Annotated in this window: 13 protein-coding genes; 11 read left to right on the top strand and 2 right to left on the bottom strand. The window is 43.8% G+C overall.

Annotated features, from left to right (window positions below):
• Window positions 1-106: 106 nt before the first annotated feature.
• Window positions 107-1,135, bottom strand: a complete 1,029-nt coding sequence (gene queA / locus BU200_RS03610; RefSeq protein ID WP_075098868.1) for a tRNA preQ1(34) S-adenosylmethionine ribosyltransferase-isomerase QueA — start codon at window positions 1,133-1,135, stop codon at window positions 107-109.
• A 319-nt stretch (window positions 1,136-1,454) separates the two neighbouring features.
• On the opposite strand from queA, the gene BU200_RS03605 reads away from it, so the two are divergent.
• Together BU200_RS03605 and BU200_RS03600 are read left to right on the top strand one after the other, a co-directional pair.
• Window positions 1,455-2,165: a glucosamine-6-phosphate deaminase gene (locus tag BU200_RS03605; RefSeq protein ID WP_075098867.1), complete on the top strand. Its 711-nt coding sequence runs from the start codon at window positions 1,455-1,457 to the stop codon at window positions 2,163-2,165.
• Window positions 2,166-2,446: 281 nt separating this feature from the next.
• Complete coding sequence (locus BU200_RS03600; RefSeq protein WP_075098866.1) at window positions 2,447-3,166, top strand: pseudouridine synthase; 720 nt, start codon at window positions 2,447-2,449, stop codon at window positions 3,164-3,166.
• A gap of 626 nt (window positions 3,167-3,792) precedes the next feature.
• Here BU200_RS03600 and BU200_RS03595 read toward each other — a convergent pair.
• A complete protein-coding gene (locus tag BU200_RS03595) occupies window positions 3,793-5,241 on the bottom strand; it encodes a UDP-N-acetylmuramoyl-L-alanyl-D-glutamate--L-lysine ligase (protein ID WP_075098865.1) in 1,449 nt (482 codons plus the stop codon).
• 180 nt (window positions 5,242-5,421) lie between these two features.
• Here BU200_RS03595 and BU200_RS03590 point away from each other — a divergent pair, with 180 nt between their 5' ends.
• The 9 genes from BU200_RS03590 to BU200_RS03550 all read left to right on the top strand — a co-directional run bounded on the left by BU200_RS03590 (window position 5,422) and on the right by BU200_RS03550 (window position 16,420).
• Complete coding sequence (locus BU200_RS03590) at window positions 5,422-5,607, top strand: hypothetical protein (RefSeq protein ID WP_075098864.1); 186 nt, start codon at window positions 5,422-5,424, stop codon at window positions 5,605-5,607.
• Window positions 5,608-7,690: 2,083 nt separating this feature from the next.
• A complete protein-coding gene (locus tag BU200_RS03585) occupies window positions 7,691-8,797 on the top strand; it encodes a cystathionine gamma-synthase (protein WP_075098863.1) in 1,107 nt (368 codons plus the stop codon).
• Window positions 8,784-9,956 (top strand): MalY/PatB family protein, encoded by a 1,173-nt coding sequence (locus BU200_RS03580; protein WP_075098862.1) that lies wholly within the window; start codon window positions 8,784-8,786, stop codon window positions 9,954-9,956. Before BU200_RS03585 ends, BU200_RS03580 begins: the two co-directional genes overlap by 14 nt.
• A gap of 16 nt (window positions 9,957-9,972) precedes the next feature.
• Window positions 9,973-11,433, top strand: a complete 1,461-nt coding sequence (locus BU200_RS03575) for an SLC13 family permease (RefSeq protein WP_244912646.1) — start codon at window positions 9,973-9,975, stop codon at window positions 11,431-11,433.
• Between the two features lie 369 nt (window positions 11,434-11,802).
• Window positions 11,803-12,069, top strand: a complete 267-nt coding sequence (locus BU200_RS03570) for a chorismate mutase (protein ID WP_075098860.1) — start codon at window positions 11,803-11,805, stop codon at window positions 12,067-12,069.
• Window positions 12,070-12,185: 116 nt separating this feature from the next.
• Entirely contained in the window at window positions 12,186-12,815 is a 630-nt protein-coding gene (upp, locus tag BU200_RS03565; protein ID WP_075098859.1) for a uracil phosphoribosyltransferase, read from the top strand.
• Window positions 12,816-13,509: 694 nt separating this feature from the next.
• The gene (locus tag BU200_RS03560) at window positions 13,510-14,118 is read left to right on the top strand and encodes an ATP-dependent Clp protease proteolytic subunit (protein ID WP_075098858.1); all 609 of its coding nucleotides are present in this window, start codon (window positions 13,510-13,512) and stop codon (window positions 14,116-14,118) included.
• A 759-nt stretch (window positions 14,119-14,877) separates the two neighbouring features.
• Window positions 14,878-15,144 (top strand): DUF2129 domain-containing protein, encoded by a 267-nt coding sequence (locus BU200_RS03555; protein ID WP_075098857.1) that lies wholly within the window; start codon window positions 14,878-14,880, stop codon window positions 15,142-15,144.
• A 94-nt stretch (window positions 15,145-15,238) separates the two neighbouring features.
• The gene (locus tag BU200_RS03550; protein ID WP_075098856.1) at window positions 15,239-16,420 is read left to right on the top strand and encodes an ABC transporter substrate-binding protein; all 1,182 of its coding nucleotides are present in this window, start codon (window positions 15,239-15,241) and stop codon (window positions 16,418-16,420) included.
• Window positions 16,421-16,684: the final 264 nt, after the last annotated feature.

Here is a 16,684-nt window from a genome sequence, read left to right as displayed (position 1 = left end):
TGGGAGATTCCTTTATTTAAAGTTTATTTTTTGTCTATTCCAAGGAGAAAGCATCTCGTTTTACATATAAGATTAGGTACTGGTGTTAATTTTATATCGGATAGATCTATTTAATAAACATGGCGTCACCAAAGCTAAAGAAGCGGTAGTCGCTTTCAATGGCATGTTGGTAGGCTTCAAGGACAAATTCGCGTCCTGCAAAGGCGGATACCAGCATGACCAAGGTAGATTTTGGTAGATGGAAATTAGTTGAAAAGGCGTCGATCACCTTGAATTGGTAGCCTGGTTTGATAAAGATATTGGTCCAGCCAGAATCTGCTTGAATATCTCCCTTGAATTTATTACCAATCGTTTCCAAGGTGCGGATAGAGGTGGTCCCAACTGCGATAATACGGTGACCAGCAGCCTTGACTTCTCGGAGGGTTGCTGCAGCTTCTTCTGACAAGCTATAAAATTCCGAGTGCATTTCATGCTCGTCCAGATTGCTGGTAGATACAGGACGGAAGGTGCCCAGTCCGACATGGAGGGTCAGGTAGACGAGCTTGACACCTTTGGCTTCGATCCTTTCCAGCAATTCTTGGGTAAAATGAAGTCCTGCTGTCGGTGCGGCAGCGGAGCCATTTTCTTTAGCATAGACGGTCTGGTAACGCTCGCGGTCCTCTAATTTTTCGTGAATATAGGGTGGCAGTGGCATTTCTCCAAGGCTTTCCAAGACTTCGAGGAAAATCCCCTCGTAGGAAAATTCTACGATACGACCACCGTGCTCTAATTCTTGGACAATGGTAGCTGATAAGCGCCCGTCTCCGAAAGAAATCTTACTGCCTATTTTGAGGCGTTTTGCTGGCTTGGCAAGAACCTCCCATTGATCGCCTTGGGTGTTTTTGAGCAGGAGTAATTCTACATGGCCACCGGTTTCAGGCTTTTCACCGTAGAGGCGGGCTGGTAGGACGCGGGTATTGTTCATCACAAGGGCATCGCCGGCTTCTAATTCATCAATAATCTGATCGAAATGACCGTCCGTTAGGGTCTCTGTCTTGCGATCCAATATTAACAGGCGTGAAGCATCACGTTGCTCAAGTGGTACTTGGGCAATCAGGTGTTCGGGTAAATGAAAATCAAAATCAGCAGTGTTCATAAGTCTCCTTAGTTGATTGAAAATAGGGTTAAGAAATAAATTAATACGAGTAGGGGAAGGGCAACGAGTAGGCTTCCGAATACAAATAAAGGAAGCCAGAACCAAGTCCTTTCTTTCATCAAGTAGGCAAGGATAGTGAGGAGAATTCCGACGATAAAAAGGATAAACAATAAAAGGGTCATAGGCTCTAGTTCCTCTTAGAATATTTCCATTTATTATACCATAAATCAGTAGTTAGGTCTTGACAAAAATTGGTCTATACAATATAATAAAGACAAAGTGGTATATACCAAAATAAAACAAGGAAAAGGAGATCCGCATGAAAGTAATTCGTGTCAAAGATCAGATCGAAGGTGGGGTTGCTGCCTTTGAATTACTACAAGAAGAGTTGAAAACAGGGGCGAGAGTCTTGGGGCTTGCGACAGGTTCAACTCCGATTGCATTTTACGAGCAAGTGGTCGCTAGCGACCTTGATTTTTCAGACCTCGTATCGGTCAACTTGGACGAGTATGTGGGTCTTGGTAGTGAAAGCGATCAGTCGTATATCTACTTCATGAATGAGCACTTATTTGCTAAGAAACCTTTCAAGGTATCCTATTTGCCAAATGGTTTGGCAGAGGACTTGGATGCAGAAGTGGAGCGCTACAATGCCTTGCTGGCAGAGAATCCAGTTGATTTCCAAATTTTAGGAATTGGTCGCAATGGTCATATCGGCTTCAACGAGCCAGGATCACCGTTTGACGGTTTAACGCGCGTGGTTGATCTGACACCGTCGACCATTGAAGCCAATAGTCGTTTCTTTGAAAAGGAAGAAGATGTGCCAACACAAGCGATTTCCATGGGAATTGCCTCTATCATGTCTGCTAAGACTGTAGTCTTGATGGCTTATGGTGCTAATAAAGCTGAAGCTGTCTATCAAATGGTTCAAGGTCCAGTGACAGAAGATGTACCAGCAAGTGTCTTGCAAAATCATCCCAACGTCTATGTAATCGTGGATGAAGAGGCTGCTGGGCGTTTAGAAAATGAGTAATCGAAAGAAAGGCTGGACACTTGTTCAGTCTTTTTCGGCTTCTATCTGATACTCTATAAAAATCAAAATCAAAATCTGGAACTGGCTAAAGCTGAAACAGTTATGTCCCCCCAAAAAAGGGGGGACACTTGACACGAGTTACACTCGTTCTTTCTTGTTTTAAGGGAACAGGCTAAAAACCTCCACTGGAGCTTTTTACTCAGCAAGGTGAATGAATGGTGTCAGATTTTAATTTTTGACGAGTATGAACGGTTATTTTCTCCATGTGGTACAATAAGGGTATGCGTTTAGATAAGTGTTTGGAAAAGGCGGGCTTGGGCTCGCGAAATCAGGTTAAGAAATTGCTCAAAGCTCAACAGGTAACGGTGGATGGAAGACTGGCAAGGGCTGGCAATCAGATTGTAGATCCTGGTTTACAGGTGATTGAAGTTAGAGGCAAACGGGTGGAGCTGGAATCTCCGGTCTACTATTTGCTCAATAAACCAGCAGGTGTCGTATCTGCGGTATCAGATGCCCAGCACCAGACGGTAATCGACCTGATTGCCGAAAAGGATCGACGCTCAGGTCTTTATCCTATCGGACGTTTGGATAGGGATACAGAGGGGCTGTTGCTGATTACCAATAATGGTCCGCTAGGCTTTCGGATGCTACATCCTCAGTATCATGTAGATAAGGTCTACTATGTGGAGGTCAACGGCATGCTCGCTCTTGATGCGGTTGCCTTTTTTCGCGAGGGAGTCCGATTTTTAGATGGCAGGGTCTGCCAGCCTGCTAGGCTAGAAATTTTATCGGCAGAGCGGACAGCTAGTCGCGCACGGCTTCAGATTGCGGAAGGGAAATTTCATCAGGTCAAGAAGAGGTTTCTGGCTTACGGGGTCAAAGTGACCTATCTCAAGCGGATTTCTTTTGCTGCCTTTGTTTTAGAAGAGGAACTGTCAGCTGGGAGCTATCGGACATTGACCAATCAAGAAAAGGAAATCTTAAAGCAGTATTTGGATTAGGCGGAATAATCCCGGGACAAAAGTCATAATCGCCAAAAATCAAACCTCATATAGAAAAAGCGAACAAGTTGTATTTTCTGTGATTCAGAATGTATTCTTGTTCGCTTTTTAGTTTATGATGCTAGTTGATAGACCGAGTGAAACTCGTGTCAAACGCCCTTTGTATCTTATAATTGAACACGGGCTACTAGCTGTGGCTCCCTTTAGGGATAGTTTTTCCTAGCTCAAGAGGTACGGGATACCTCTTGAGGTGATAAATAGAAGTTTGCAAAGCAAACTCTCTCTAAACTCTGCGTCAAAACTCCTATTTTTGCTTTGCTCGCTTCCACAGTCTAGGAATAGACTGTGGAAGGTGGGAGATAAAACGAGCTGTGCTCGTATCAAACAGTCTAGGAATAGACTGTGGAAGGTGGGAGATAAAACGAGCTGTGCTCGTATCAAACAGTCTAGGAATAGACTGTGGAAGGTGGGAGATAAAACGAGCTGTGCTCGTATCAAACAGTCTAGGAATAGACTGTGGAAGGTGGGAGATAAAACGAGCTGTGCTCGTATCAAACAGTCTGGGAATAGACTGTGGAAGGTTGGAGATAAAACGAGTGCAACTCGTGTCAAACACCCTTTGTATCCTATAAGTAGCGTTTGGCAATAGTCAGGTCACCTGCATAGGGGATCTTAGTGTCGTTGATGATTTGGTACTGGTCAGCGCCTTTTCCTGCGATGATGACGGCATCTTGAGCAGTCTTGGTCATAGAAAGGGCTGTCTTAATAGCTGTTTCGCGATCCGCGATAATCTGGCTTGGTCGTTCCATATAGGACTGGATTTCTTCTGCAATTGATACGGGATCTTCGCGGTTTGGGTCGTCTGCAGTCAGAATGACATGGAGGTCAGGGTAGCGGTTGAGGAGGAGTCCAAAATCCTTGCGGCGGCTCTCCCCTTTATTTCCCGTTGCCCCGAGGATGAGAATGCTTCGCCCTGTTTGATGAGCGAGGACAACATCAATCAACTTTCCAACGCTATCACCGTTATGGGCATAGTCAACAAAGACCTTTGCTCCGTTTGTCTGGGTGAGGACTTCCATACGTCCGGGAACGCTCGTTGTAGCAATACCAGCCTGAATGTCTGCTAAACTTGCTCCCAAACGTAGGCAGGCTAGTCCAGCCGCAATGGCGTTTTCTTGGTTGAAAAGCCCGATCAACTGGATATCATAGTGCCCTGCGAGTAGCCCGCCTGCTTCAAAGTGAAAGGCTTGAGAATGGAGGATAGAGTTATCAGAATGTGAACCGTAGATGTCATGTGGCATCATTGCAACCTGATTTTTCACAAGCTGAAAATGATCCATACCACTATTGAGGATGACAGCTCTGCTATGTTCCATTAAAAGGCGCTTATGGTAAAAGTAATCTTCAAAGCTAGGGTGCTCAATTGGACCGATATGGTCAGGGCTGATATTGAGGAAGACACCAACATCAAAGGTTAGACCGTAGACCCGCTTGACCAGATAGGCCTGGCTAGATACTTCCATAATCAGGTGAGTACGACCGTTTGCGACAGCCTCTGCCATCATGGCAAATAAGTCAATGCTCTCTGGTGTGGTCAGGGTAGACTTGAAAAAGGTTTGCCCATCTAAAGTAGTGTTCATAGTGGACAGCATGGCAGGCTTGTAACTCTGCTGGAGAATGGAGTAGGCAAAATAGGCAGCAGTCGTCTTCCCCTTAGTACCGGTCAAGGCCAGTAGTTTCAACTTGTTTTGCGGATGACCGTAGAACTCCATGGCAATCAGGCTCATGGCTTGCTTGATATCGTTGACGATAATAGCTGGAATCCCCACTTCATAGTCTTTTTCAGCGACATAAAAACGAAGACCAGTCGCAATGGCAGCCTCGAGAAAGGCAGGCTTGAACTGCGCCCCCTTGACGAAAAAGAGGGTTTCACGATCGACCTTGCGGCTATCGTAGCTGATCTGGTTAAAGACTTCCTCCTTGTGCCAGCTATAATGATAACCCCCATTATGCAGGATCTCGCGGAAATTATGGTCATGTTTTAAAATACTTAATACAGTGTCTAATTGAATCATATCTCTATTGTAAACTGATTAGCCAAGATTGACAAGTCAGACTTGAGAAACAATGCAACTTTCTATTTTTAATAGGACTTACAACTAAAAAGTGTGACATCCTATGTAGAGGAGGATAGGCTTTCTGTCTACCAGAGAAACTACTAGCCTATAAATATCTTGAAACAGAACTCGTGGTTAATGGTGCAAGATGTCCAAGGGTTTTGGTGTATCATCTTACATCAACGCTACACCTATCAAGAGTCTGTTTTTGATGTTTCTTTTTCGTCCCAGCAATGGCGAAAGGATTGCGAAGCCAAACAATCGATTGTTAAGGAAGTAATTGTGGATAACCAAGTCAAGATTTTGGGAATGAGTAGCTTATGAGAGGATTAGCTTAAAGAGTGTATAGTCATTTAGTTTATATTTTTATTACTTCGTTAACTCGTCTTGTATAATTGAACTCGGGCTACGAGCTGTGCAAAAAAGAGCGATACCTGTTTCAGTTTTAGTTGATGATGGTTCTTTAGGAAATAGGCTGAAAACCTCCACTGGAGCTTTTCACTCGTCAAAACTCCTATTTTTGCTTTGCTCGCTTCAACAGTCTAGGGATAGACGGTTGAAGGTTGGAAATAAAACGAGTGTAACTCGTGTCAAACGCCCTTGTATCTTGTATAATTGAACTTGAGCTACAACTCACTGACAAAAAGATAAATACTCCTAGCTCTAAAGGTATGGGATACCTTTGGAGGCGGGAAATAGAAGTTTGCGAAGCAAACTCTCTCCAATCTCTACGTCATGTTTCCTAATTTTCAGTCGCTTTTTATGCCCTTTGTATCTTAGAATTGAACACGCCCTAAACTCTGTGCGAAAAAGAGACATAACTGTTTCAGCTTCAGCTGATGATGGTTCTTTAGGAAATAGGCTGAAAACCTCCACTGGAGCTTTTCACTCGTCAGATTTCCTAGTTTGCCGTAGCTGTTGCAGGCTATGCCTGCTTTACAGATATGGTATTAACAGTCAGGGAAGTTACTGTTATTACATGAAGAAGTGCGCTTTGAGTTTTTTACGGGCTTTGTATCTTGAAATTGAACTCGGACTAAAAGCTCGGAAAAAAGAGACGCAACTGTTGCAACTTTAGTTGCTTCAACAGTCTGGGGATAGACTGTTGAAGGTTGGAGATAGAACGAGTGCAACTCGTGTCAGCTGTGGCTCCCTTTAGGGATAAACATTCCTAGCTCCAAAGGTATGGGATACCTTTGGAGGCGAGAAATAGAAGTTTGCGAAGCAAACTCTCTCTAATCTCTTCGTCATGTTTCCTAATTTTCGGTCGCTTTTTTGACGTCCTCGTATCTTGAGTTGTACTATTGAGAAAAGTTACATTTTTCTTATCTATCGCTTGTCTAGTTATCAATTAGACAACTACCTGCGACTTTTAACGAAAACTTCGTTTTCTTCATTTCCGACCTCCAACAGTCTCTCCCCAGACTGTTTTGACGAAAACTTCGTTTTCTTCATTTCCGACCTCCAACAGTCTCTCCCTAGACTGTTTTGACGCAAACGTCGTTTTCTTTATTTCCGACCTCCAACAGTCTCTCCCCAGACTGTTTTGACGAAAACTTCGTTTTCTTCATTTCCGACCTCCAACAGTCTCTCCCTAGACTGTTTTGACGCAAACGTCGTTTTCTTTATTTCCGACCTCCAACAGTCTCTCCCCAGACTGTTTTGACGAAAACTTCGTTTTCTTCATTTCCGACCTCCAACAGTCTCTCCCTAGACTGTTTTGACGCAAACGTCGTTTTCTTTATTTCCGACCTCCAACAGTCTCTCCCCAGACTGTTTTGACGAAAACTTCGTTTTCTTCATTTCCGACCTCCAACAGTCTCTCCCTAGACTGTTTTGACGCAAACGTCGTTTTCTTTATTTCCGACCTCCAACAGTCTCTCCCCAGACTGTTTTGATGAAAACTTCGTTTTCTTTATTTCCGACCTCCAACAGTCTCTCCCCAGACTGTTTTGATGAAAACTTCGTTTTCTTTATTTCCGACCTCCAACAGTCTCTCCCCAGACTGTTTTGATGAAAACTTCGTTTTCTTTATTTCCGACCTCCAACAGTCTCTCCCCAGACTGTTTTGATGAAAACTTCGTTTTCTTTATTTCCGACCTCCAACAGTCTCTCCCCAGACTGTTTTGATGAAAACTTCGTTTTCTTTATTTCCGACCTCCAACAGTCTCTCCCCAGACTGTTTTGATGAAAACTTCGTTTTCTTTATTTCCGACCTCCAACAGTCTCTCCCCAGACTGTTGGAGCTAGTACTAAAAATAAACTAAACGCCTATAAAAGGCAAGAAGAGGATATAGCTAAAAACTATACCGTTTTTTTAGAAAAAACTATGGCATTTTTGTATATTTTTATGAAAATTCCGACAATAAATGCTACAATAGTTATAAGACTTGAATAGGAGGGTGAGATGACCGATTATAAAATAGATACCTTGTTAGCACACGCTGGGATTAACTCGGATGACAGGACAGGAGCCCTAGTGTCGCCTATTCATTTATCAACGACCTATCAGCACCCAGAATTTGGTCAATCGACAGGCTTTGATTATACACGGACTAAAAATCCAACGCGTCTGAATTTGGAAAAGACCTTGGCAGCGATTGAAAAGGCTGATTATGCCTTGGTGACAAGTTCTGGTATGGCAGCCTTGGTCTTGCTCTTTAGCAGTTTTCCAGTCGGTAGTCAGATTGTCGCTGCACGCGATTTGTATGGCGGTAGTTTTCGTTGGTTCAATGAGCAGGAAGCAAACGGACGTTTTCAATTTCGCTATGCTCATTCAGAGGAGAACCTGCTCGCCCAGATTACAGCGGCTACCGACTATGTCTTTATTGAAACACCGACCAACCCCTTGATGGTAGAGTTTGATATTGAAAAAGTAGCTACAGTAGCTCACGCGCATGGAGCTAAGCTCATTGTGGACAACACCTTTTACAGTCCGATTTATCAAAATCCGCTCCCTTTGGGAGCTGATGTCGTGCTGCATTCTGCAACCAAGTATTTATCTGGCCATAATGATGTCTTAGCGGGTGCCTTGATGACCAATGACAAGGACTTGTATGAGAAGCTCTTTTATGATCAAAATACGACAGGACCAACCCTATCACCATTTGATGCCTACCTGTTGATGCGGGGGTTGAAAACACTGGCTCTACGCATGGAACGCTCGACAAAAAATGCCCAGCAAGTGGCGGACTTTTTGCGCCAATCAGGGGCAGTACGTGATGTCTACTATACTGGAAAAGGTGGCATGGTGTCTGTCAAGCTGCTTGATGAGACCAGAATTCCAAGTATTTTAAACCAATTAAAGGTCTTTACCTTTGCAGAAAGTCTCGGTGGTGTAGAGAGCTTGATCACCTATCCTGCTACCCAAACCCATGCGGATATCCCTGCAGAAGTGCGCCATTCCTACGGCTTGACCGACGACTTGTTGCGCTTATCGATTGGAATCGAAGATGCGGATGATTTGATTGCGGATTTAAGGCAGGCATTGGAGGAGGAACATGGGAAGATTTGATTTTACAACACGGCCGAATCGTTTGGCACAAGATTCAGAAAAATGGAGGAAGAGTGAGGAGGATCCAGATTTACTGCAAATGTGGGTAGCGGATATGGATTTTCTTCCCTTTCAAGAGCTACGTGATGCAGTGAGGCGTTATGCTGACGAGTATGTTTTTGGCTATACCTATGCTAGTGATGCCCTTTACAAAAGCATTATCAACTGGGAAAAATCAGAGCATCACTATGCTGTTGAGCGAGAGGCCCTTGTCTTGATTGAGGGCGTTGTACCTGCCCTTTCGATCGCAGTTCAAGCGCTGACTGAAGTAGGAGATGTAATCCTCATCAACACGCCCGTTTATCCGCCCTTTGCCCGCACTGTCAAGCTCAATCACCGAACCTTGGTCACCAATTCCTTAGTCAAGAACAATGGTCGCTTTGAGTTGGATCTTGAGCAGTTGGAAAAGGACTTGGTGGAGCAGGATGTAAAGTTATATATCCTCTGTAACCCGCACAATCCTGGTGGTCGTGTGTGGAGTAGGGATGAATTGGTCGCAATTGGTCGTCTCTGCCAGAAGCACGAAGTCTTGTTGGTATCGGATGAGATTCATCAGGATTTGACCTTGTTTGGACACAGGCATCATAGTTTTAATACGGTGGCGCCAGCGTTTAAGGATTTCACCATCATCTTGTCGTCAGCTACTAAGACCTTTAATATTGCAGGAACTAAAAATAGTTTTGCAATTATTGAAAATAAGAACTTGCGCAAGCGGTTTACGAGACAGCAGTTGGCTAATAATCACTATGAAATTTCAACGGTCGGTCTGCTGGCAACCGAGGCTGCATTTTCCCATGGAAAGCCTTGGTTAGAGGAGTTGAAATCTGTGCTAGAGCGGAATATTGACTATGTTGTGGACTATCTAGGGAAGCATACTGCGATTGAGGTGATGAAGCCAGAAGCTACCTATCTTGTATGGCTTGATTTTTCAGCCTATGGGCTTAGCCACGAGGAGGTTCAGGAAATACTGCGTGAAAAAGCGCGCGTGGTCTTAAATGACGGTTTGACCTTTGGTAAAGAAGGTAGGTGCCATGCTCGTTTGAATGTGGCAACACCGTTTGAGACTGTGAGGGAAGCCTGCGAGCGGATTGCAATGGCCTTCGGGCAGGCTTCGTTTTAGAGAAGGAGAGATGAATATGCAATGGAAAAAGCAGGGGATAGCAAGGTGTTTAGGATTGGGAGTTCTGATCCTTGCCTATCTCCATACCTTGTTTGGCTGGCATTTGTTTGGTCTTTCTAGCCAGACTTTCGCTGCTCTTGCAACCTTGGTTGGCAGTTTGATTTTATGGTTATTTGTGGCAACGGATTGGCCGAGCTTGCTGACCTTGGTGAGCCTAGGTTTGATTCCCGAGATGACCTATGGTCAGGTTTCCCAGTGGTCTTTTGGAAATACGACCTTTGTCTTCTTGCTCTTTACCTTTGTTATGACCTATGCCCTGAATCAAACTTCATTTTTAAAACGAGTGACGTCAAAAGTGGTTCATAGCCGTTTTGCCATGAGCCGACCGTCACGTTTTATCACGGCTTTCTTGGGAGTGGTTCTCCTATTGAGCAGCGCGATTTCACCGACCGTAATTTTCATGTTTTTGCTCCCTCTATTTGAAGAAATATGCCTGCAATTCGGCTGGAAAAAAGGTGATCAATCGGCGTCGCACCTGTTGATTGCCATGTTTATCACCATTGCAATCGGGACAGCCATCACACCGATTAACCACGTCTTTGCCATCACGGCTATGGGCTTATATACTGCCATGTCCAAGGTAGCTATCAGCAACTTGCAGTACATGCAATTTGCTGTGCCAGCAGGACTAGCCCTTTTTCTTGTCTTGCTTTTTTCTGTGCGCTTCTTGTTTAAGATTGATACCAAGGATATTCAGATGAAAGAATTGGATAGTTTGACCGCTTTAGAGCCAGTTGATAAGCGAGAAAAATGGATCGTCGGGCTCTTTTTAGGAATGGTAGCCATGTGGCTGGTTCCTGAGATTTTAGTCGGAGCTCTCCCTGCCTTTGCTACTTTCTTTAAAGAGGCTGGAATTATGTTTCCGCCACTCTTGATGACGGCTGTCCTTGCCTTATTGAATGTGGAGGGCAAGCCCTTACTAAACATTTCAGAAGCACTTTCCAAAGGAGTGCATTGGCCAAGCATGCTCTTAGTCGGATCAACTCTGGCATTGGGAACGGTTCTATCGAATGAAAAAGTAGGCGTGGTCGCTCTCTTGAATGAGCAGTTATCACCAGTTGTAGTAGGGCTTAGTCCGATCTTCATGGTGGTCTTCTTCGTAGTCTGGGCAGGGGTTCAGACCAACTTCACCTCTAATCTGGTGACGGTGTCGGTCGTGACGACCATGGCATTGACCCTCTACCAATCGGCTGGGACACAATTCACAGCCAATATTGCGGTCATCTGTTGTGCGATCGGTTATATGGCTTCACTTGCTTTTGTGACAGCACCAGCCATGCCCTACGTTGCGATTTCAATTGGTTCAGACTGGACCAATAGTCGTGACACCTTTCTATTTGGTTGTTGGATGCTGCTATGGAGTATCCTATCAGCTATTGCTATTTTCTACCCGCTTGGGGTACTTGTCTTACCATAGATTTTTCTACGAACGAATTTCTTTTTCTGCTTTCCTTACCCATTGAGGGAGAAGCGTCTCTCGGATTTCCATCTGTTGGACGCCCTAGGTTCTCGCCCCTCTGCCAGTCAATATAGTCATTTAGTTTATCTTCCCAAAAAGCTGATAAATTGAGTTCAGCCTAAAACCTCGGAAAAATAGGCGAAACTGTTGCCATTTAGTTGCTGACAAGTGTAGTTCCTTGTAGGGATCCATCTGATTGCTTGTAAGACAATCTACTTCATTGCCTATTTTTTCTCGGAATAGACTGTCGAAAGTTCTTGGAGCTTGTGAGCTAGAAAAGGATGCCGTAGAAGTACTGATAATTTAATATTATAGGAGGGATCAAAGATGTTATCAAAACAAAGAGAAAAAATTGACCAGATTGACAGAGAAATCGCGCGTCTATTTGAGGAGCGGATGCAGACTGCCTTGGAAGTTGTTGCAATAAAAAAAGAACACGGTCTACCGGTTCTGGATAGCGGTCGCGAAGCACAGGTGATTGAAAAGGTAGGTAGCTATCTCAAAGATACAAGTTTGCGTGCACCGTTGACAGAATTGTATACGGAAATGATGCGCTTATCGCGTGCCCACCAGCAGAAACAATTGGATGAGTAGCCTAGAAGCTGCTCTTCGAGGCTTCGTTTTGAAAAATCGCAAAAGCCTGCCATTTTGGCAAGCTTTTTTTGTCGTTTTTTGGTAGAATGGAAAAAACAAATAGAAGAGGTTACATCATGGAGAAATTCCAAGTTATTGCACATCCACTTATCCAGCATAAATTGTCTATCTTGCGCCGTACGGATACGCCTACCAAGGCTTTCCGTGAGTTGGTTGATGAAATTGCGATGCTGATGGGATACGAAGTGCTACGTGACTTACCCTTAGAAGATGTGGAAATCGAGACCCCTATTACCAAGACTGTTCAAAAACAAATCGCTGGGAAAAAGCTAGCGATTGTGCCAATCCTGCGTGCTGGAATTGGGATGGTAGATGGTCTATTAAGTCTTGTACCAGCAGCCAAGGTTGGTCATATCGGTATGTATCGGGATGAAGAAACCTTACAACCAGTTGAATATCTGGTCAAGTTACCAGAAGACATTGACCAACGCCAGATTTTTGTGGTAGACCCAATGCTGGCAACAGGAGGATCCGCTATCTTGGCGATTGATTCGCTTAAAAAACGCGGGGCAACTAACATCAAATTCGTCTGCCTTGTTGCAGCGCCAGAAGGTGTCAAAGCCCTTCAAGCAGCTCATCCAGATGTGGACATCTTTACAGCAGCCTTGGACGAAAAGTTAAATGAAAAAGGCTATATCGTTCCCGGATTGGGAGATGCGGGCGACCGCCTCTTCGGTACAAAATAAGATACGAGAGCGTTAAGCAACTCCTAGACAAAATAGGCAAACGAAGCAGATTGTCTTGCAATCAATGAGTTTGATCTTTTTGTCAGTGAGTTGTAGCTCGAGTTCAATTCTAAGATACGAGAGCGTTTGACACGAGCTTCGCTCGTTCTATCTCCAACCTTCAACAGTCTATTCATAGACTGTTGAAGCAACTCCTAGATAAAATAGGCGGCCGAACAGAAGCGGTTCGCTTCGTAGTGAGACCCCCACAAAGGCAACTAGATTGTAGTGATAGCTACAATCAGATGCCTACTGTGATGTTATCTGGATTTACTCAACCTTTTGACTGCGCTTTGTCAGTGAGTTGTAGCCCGAGTTCAATTCTAAGATACGAGGGCGTTTGACACGAGCTTCGCTTGTTCTATCTCCAACCTTCAACAGGCTAGTCCTAGACTGTTCGACACGAGTTCCACTCGTTCTATCTTGTTTTAAGGGAACAGGCTAAAAACCTCCACAGGAGCTTTTTACTCAGCAAGGCGAGTGATAGTTGTTCAGTTCACTTTTAGTACTAGCTCCAACAGTCTCTCCCCAGACTGTTGGAGCTAGTACTAAAAATAAACTAAACGGCTATAAGAGACAGCTGCTCATTCGATTTCTATTTCCCCTAAGTTTTTTATTTGACCTTTTTTGACTATTTGAGTATAATAATTTCAAAATCGAAAAGGAGAATGCTATGATTCCTGTAGTTATTGAACAAACCAGCCGTGGGGAGCGCTCGTATGATATTTACTCACGTCTCTTAAAAGATCGTATTATCATGTTGACAGGTCCAGTTGAGGACAATATGGCAAATTCAGTGATTGCCCAATTGCTCTTCCTTGATGCCCAAGACCCAACCAAGGATATTTATCTCTATGTCAATACTCCCGGAGGTTCTGTTTCAGCAGGTCTGGCTATTGTAGACACCATGAATTTTATCAAGGCAGATGTCCAAACCATCGTCATGGGAATGGCAGCCAGCATGGGAACCATTATCGCTTCAAGTGGTGCTAAGGGCAAACGCTTCATGTTGCCACATGCAGAATACATGATTCACCAACCAATGGGCGGTACTGGTGGTGGTACGCAACAAACCGATATGGCGATTGCGGCTGAACACCTACTTAAAACCCGTAACACCCTTGAAAAAATCCTCGCTGACAATTCAGGAAAAAGTGTCAAACAAATCCATAAAGATGCTGAACGTGATTACTGGATGAGTGCCAAAGAAACCCTTGATTATGGCTTTATTGATCAAATCATGGAAAACAACCAGCTGAAATAGAAAAGTAAAATAGGAATCAGTAGACAGTCTCTTGAGGTGATTGGTCTTGGTTTCCGATTGTAAGGATAAAGAAAGGTTGAGAGCAGGAGCTTTCAGCCTTTTCGCGCGGAGGAAGTGACTATCGATAAAACGACTATTTTGCCATAGCTGTTCCAATTCGTGCCCGTGTCACAGATATGACTGCCTAGGGGGAGGCTTTGTTGGCTTCAACAGTCTAGGAATAGACTGTTGAAGGTTGGAAATAGAACGAGTGAAACTCGTGTCGAACAGTTTAGAGATAGCCTGTTGAGGGTAGAAATAGAAGTTTGCGGAGCAAAGTCTCTCAAAGGTTCTGCGTCAGATTTCCTAGTTTGCCGTAACTGTTGCAGGCTATGCCTGCTTACGGATATGGTATCAACAGTCAAGTGCCTGTTATAGTTGTTTAGTTTACTTTTAGTATTAGCTCCCCCAGTCTGGGGAGAGACTGGGGGAGGTCGGAAATAAAGAAAACGAAATTTTCGTCAAAACAGTCTGGGGAGAGACTGGGAGGCGGGAAATAAAGAAAACGAAGTTTTCGTTAAAAGTCGCAGGTAGTACTAAAAATAAACTAAACGGCTATAATACATGAAGAAGTGCGCTTTGAGTTTTTAACGGGCTTTGTATCTTGTTTATTTGTAGACTATCAGTGGGAAATAGTGGCATTCTTCTGTCCGAGTTTTTTCTGTATCAATGCCTTGTTTTCTGATATAATGGAAAAAGAAGAAATGAAAGAGGAAGAGCATGGTATTTGAAAAACAAGAACGGCTTAGTCTGACGGTTTATCTGCATTACAATCGCGATGCGAGAAAATTAAATCAATACGGGGACATCATTTACCATTCTCGCCGTTTGCGCTATTTGTTGTTGTATGTCAATCAGGAAAATGTGGCTGCCTTAATGGCAAGTTTAAAAAAAGAAAAGTTTGTAAAAAAGGTTGTTCCTTCTTATTTAAAGGAACTGGGCACCGATTTTGTTGGGAGTTTATGGCGTCAGGAAGAAGAAAAATAGTCCGTAAATTATTTTTCTTTTTTTGTTGACAATTTTCTGATAATTCAGTATATTAGATACAGTGCAAAGATTAAGAAAGTTTTAAGGAGTTTTTATGAAAACAAATACATTCAAAGTAGCATTGGTTAGCTTTGCTTCTGCAATGCTTCTTGTGGCTTGTGGAAATGTATCAAGCACAAATCCCTCTGCTACTGGTACAGAAGTAGGCGAGACCATCAAGATTGGTTATAATTTGGAATTGTCAGGTGCCGTTTCATCCTATGGTCAGACGGAGAAAAATGGCGCAGACCTTGCGGTAAAAGAAATCAATGCTGCAGGTGGTGTTGATGGCAAGAAGATTGAAGTCATTGCAAAAGATAATAAATCAGAGACAGCTGAAGCAGCGACAATCGCAACCAGCCTTGCAAGTGAGGGGGCAAATATCATTATCGGCCCTGCGACATCAGGTGCGTCAGGTGCCTCTATCGCAAGTGCTACCTCAACAGGCGTGCCAATGATCAGCCCGTCAGGAACGCAAACAGACCTTGTGGTCAATAGCGAGGGGAAAGTCCAAGATTTCTTCTTCCGTGCAACCTTTACAGATGGCTACCAAGGTGAAATCATGGCAGACTATGCCACTAAAAACCTAAGTGCCAAGAAAGTCGTGCTGTATTATGACAACTCGTCAGACTACGGTAAGGGTGTTGCTGAATCTTTCCAAAAGGCCTACAAGGGTGAAATTGTTTCAACCATTACCTTTGCGTCAGGAGATAAAGATTTCCAAGCAGCCCTTACAAAATTAAAGGGACTTGACTTTGATGCCATCATCATGCCAGGTTACTACAATGAAACAGGAACAATCGTCAAACAAGCGCGTGGTCTAGGAATTGACAAGCCAATCCTTGGTTCAGATGGTTTTGACTCGCCGTTGTTTGCAGAACTTGCGACAGCTTCAGCAGCAAACAAGGTTTACTACCTATCTGCTTTCGTTCCATCCGCTAGTGAGCGTGCCAAAGCCTTCCACGAGGCTTATACAAAAGAATATGGCGAAGCGCCATCCATGTTTTCAGCGCTTGCCTATGACTCCGTTTACATGGCGGCAGAAGCTGCAAAAGGTTCTAAAAACTCGACAGAAGTGAAAGACAACTTGGCAGCTTTGAAAGACTTTGACGGTGTGACTGGTAAGATGTCGATCGACAAAGACCACAATGTTGTTAAATCAGTTTATGTGGTTAGCTTGAAAGACGGTAAGGCGGATACAGTTGATACAGTATCTCTTACAGAAACGGCTAAATAATGATTTGTTAGCCCGACAACGATACGGATAAATACAAGGAGTCTAGGACCTTTGTCCCAGACTCCGTTGCCGTGTATAGACATTCAAAAACTAGCCTTTTTCTAGTAGGATACTCTTTGAAAATCAAAAGGATAGCCTGTCAAGCGTCTTGATGTCATTGAACAGACCCTAAATTCTGTGCGAAAACTGTATCCTTTTAGCTAATTACAGCTATACCTCCCCTTGAGAAATAGACTGAAAAGCTCCAGTAGAGGTTTTCAGCCT

The organism is Streptococcus acidominimus (assembly GCF_001921825.1).
GTDB classification, from domain to species: Bacteria; Bacillota; Bacilli; order Lactobacillales; family Streptococcaceae; genus Streptococcus; species Streptococcus acidominimus.
The sequence above is the reverse complement of the archived record's forward strand: the minus strand, read 5'-3'. Positions and strand labels throughout refer to the sequence as shown.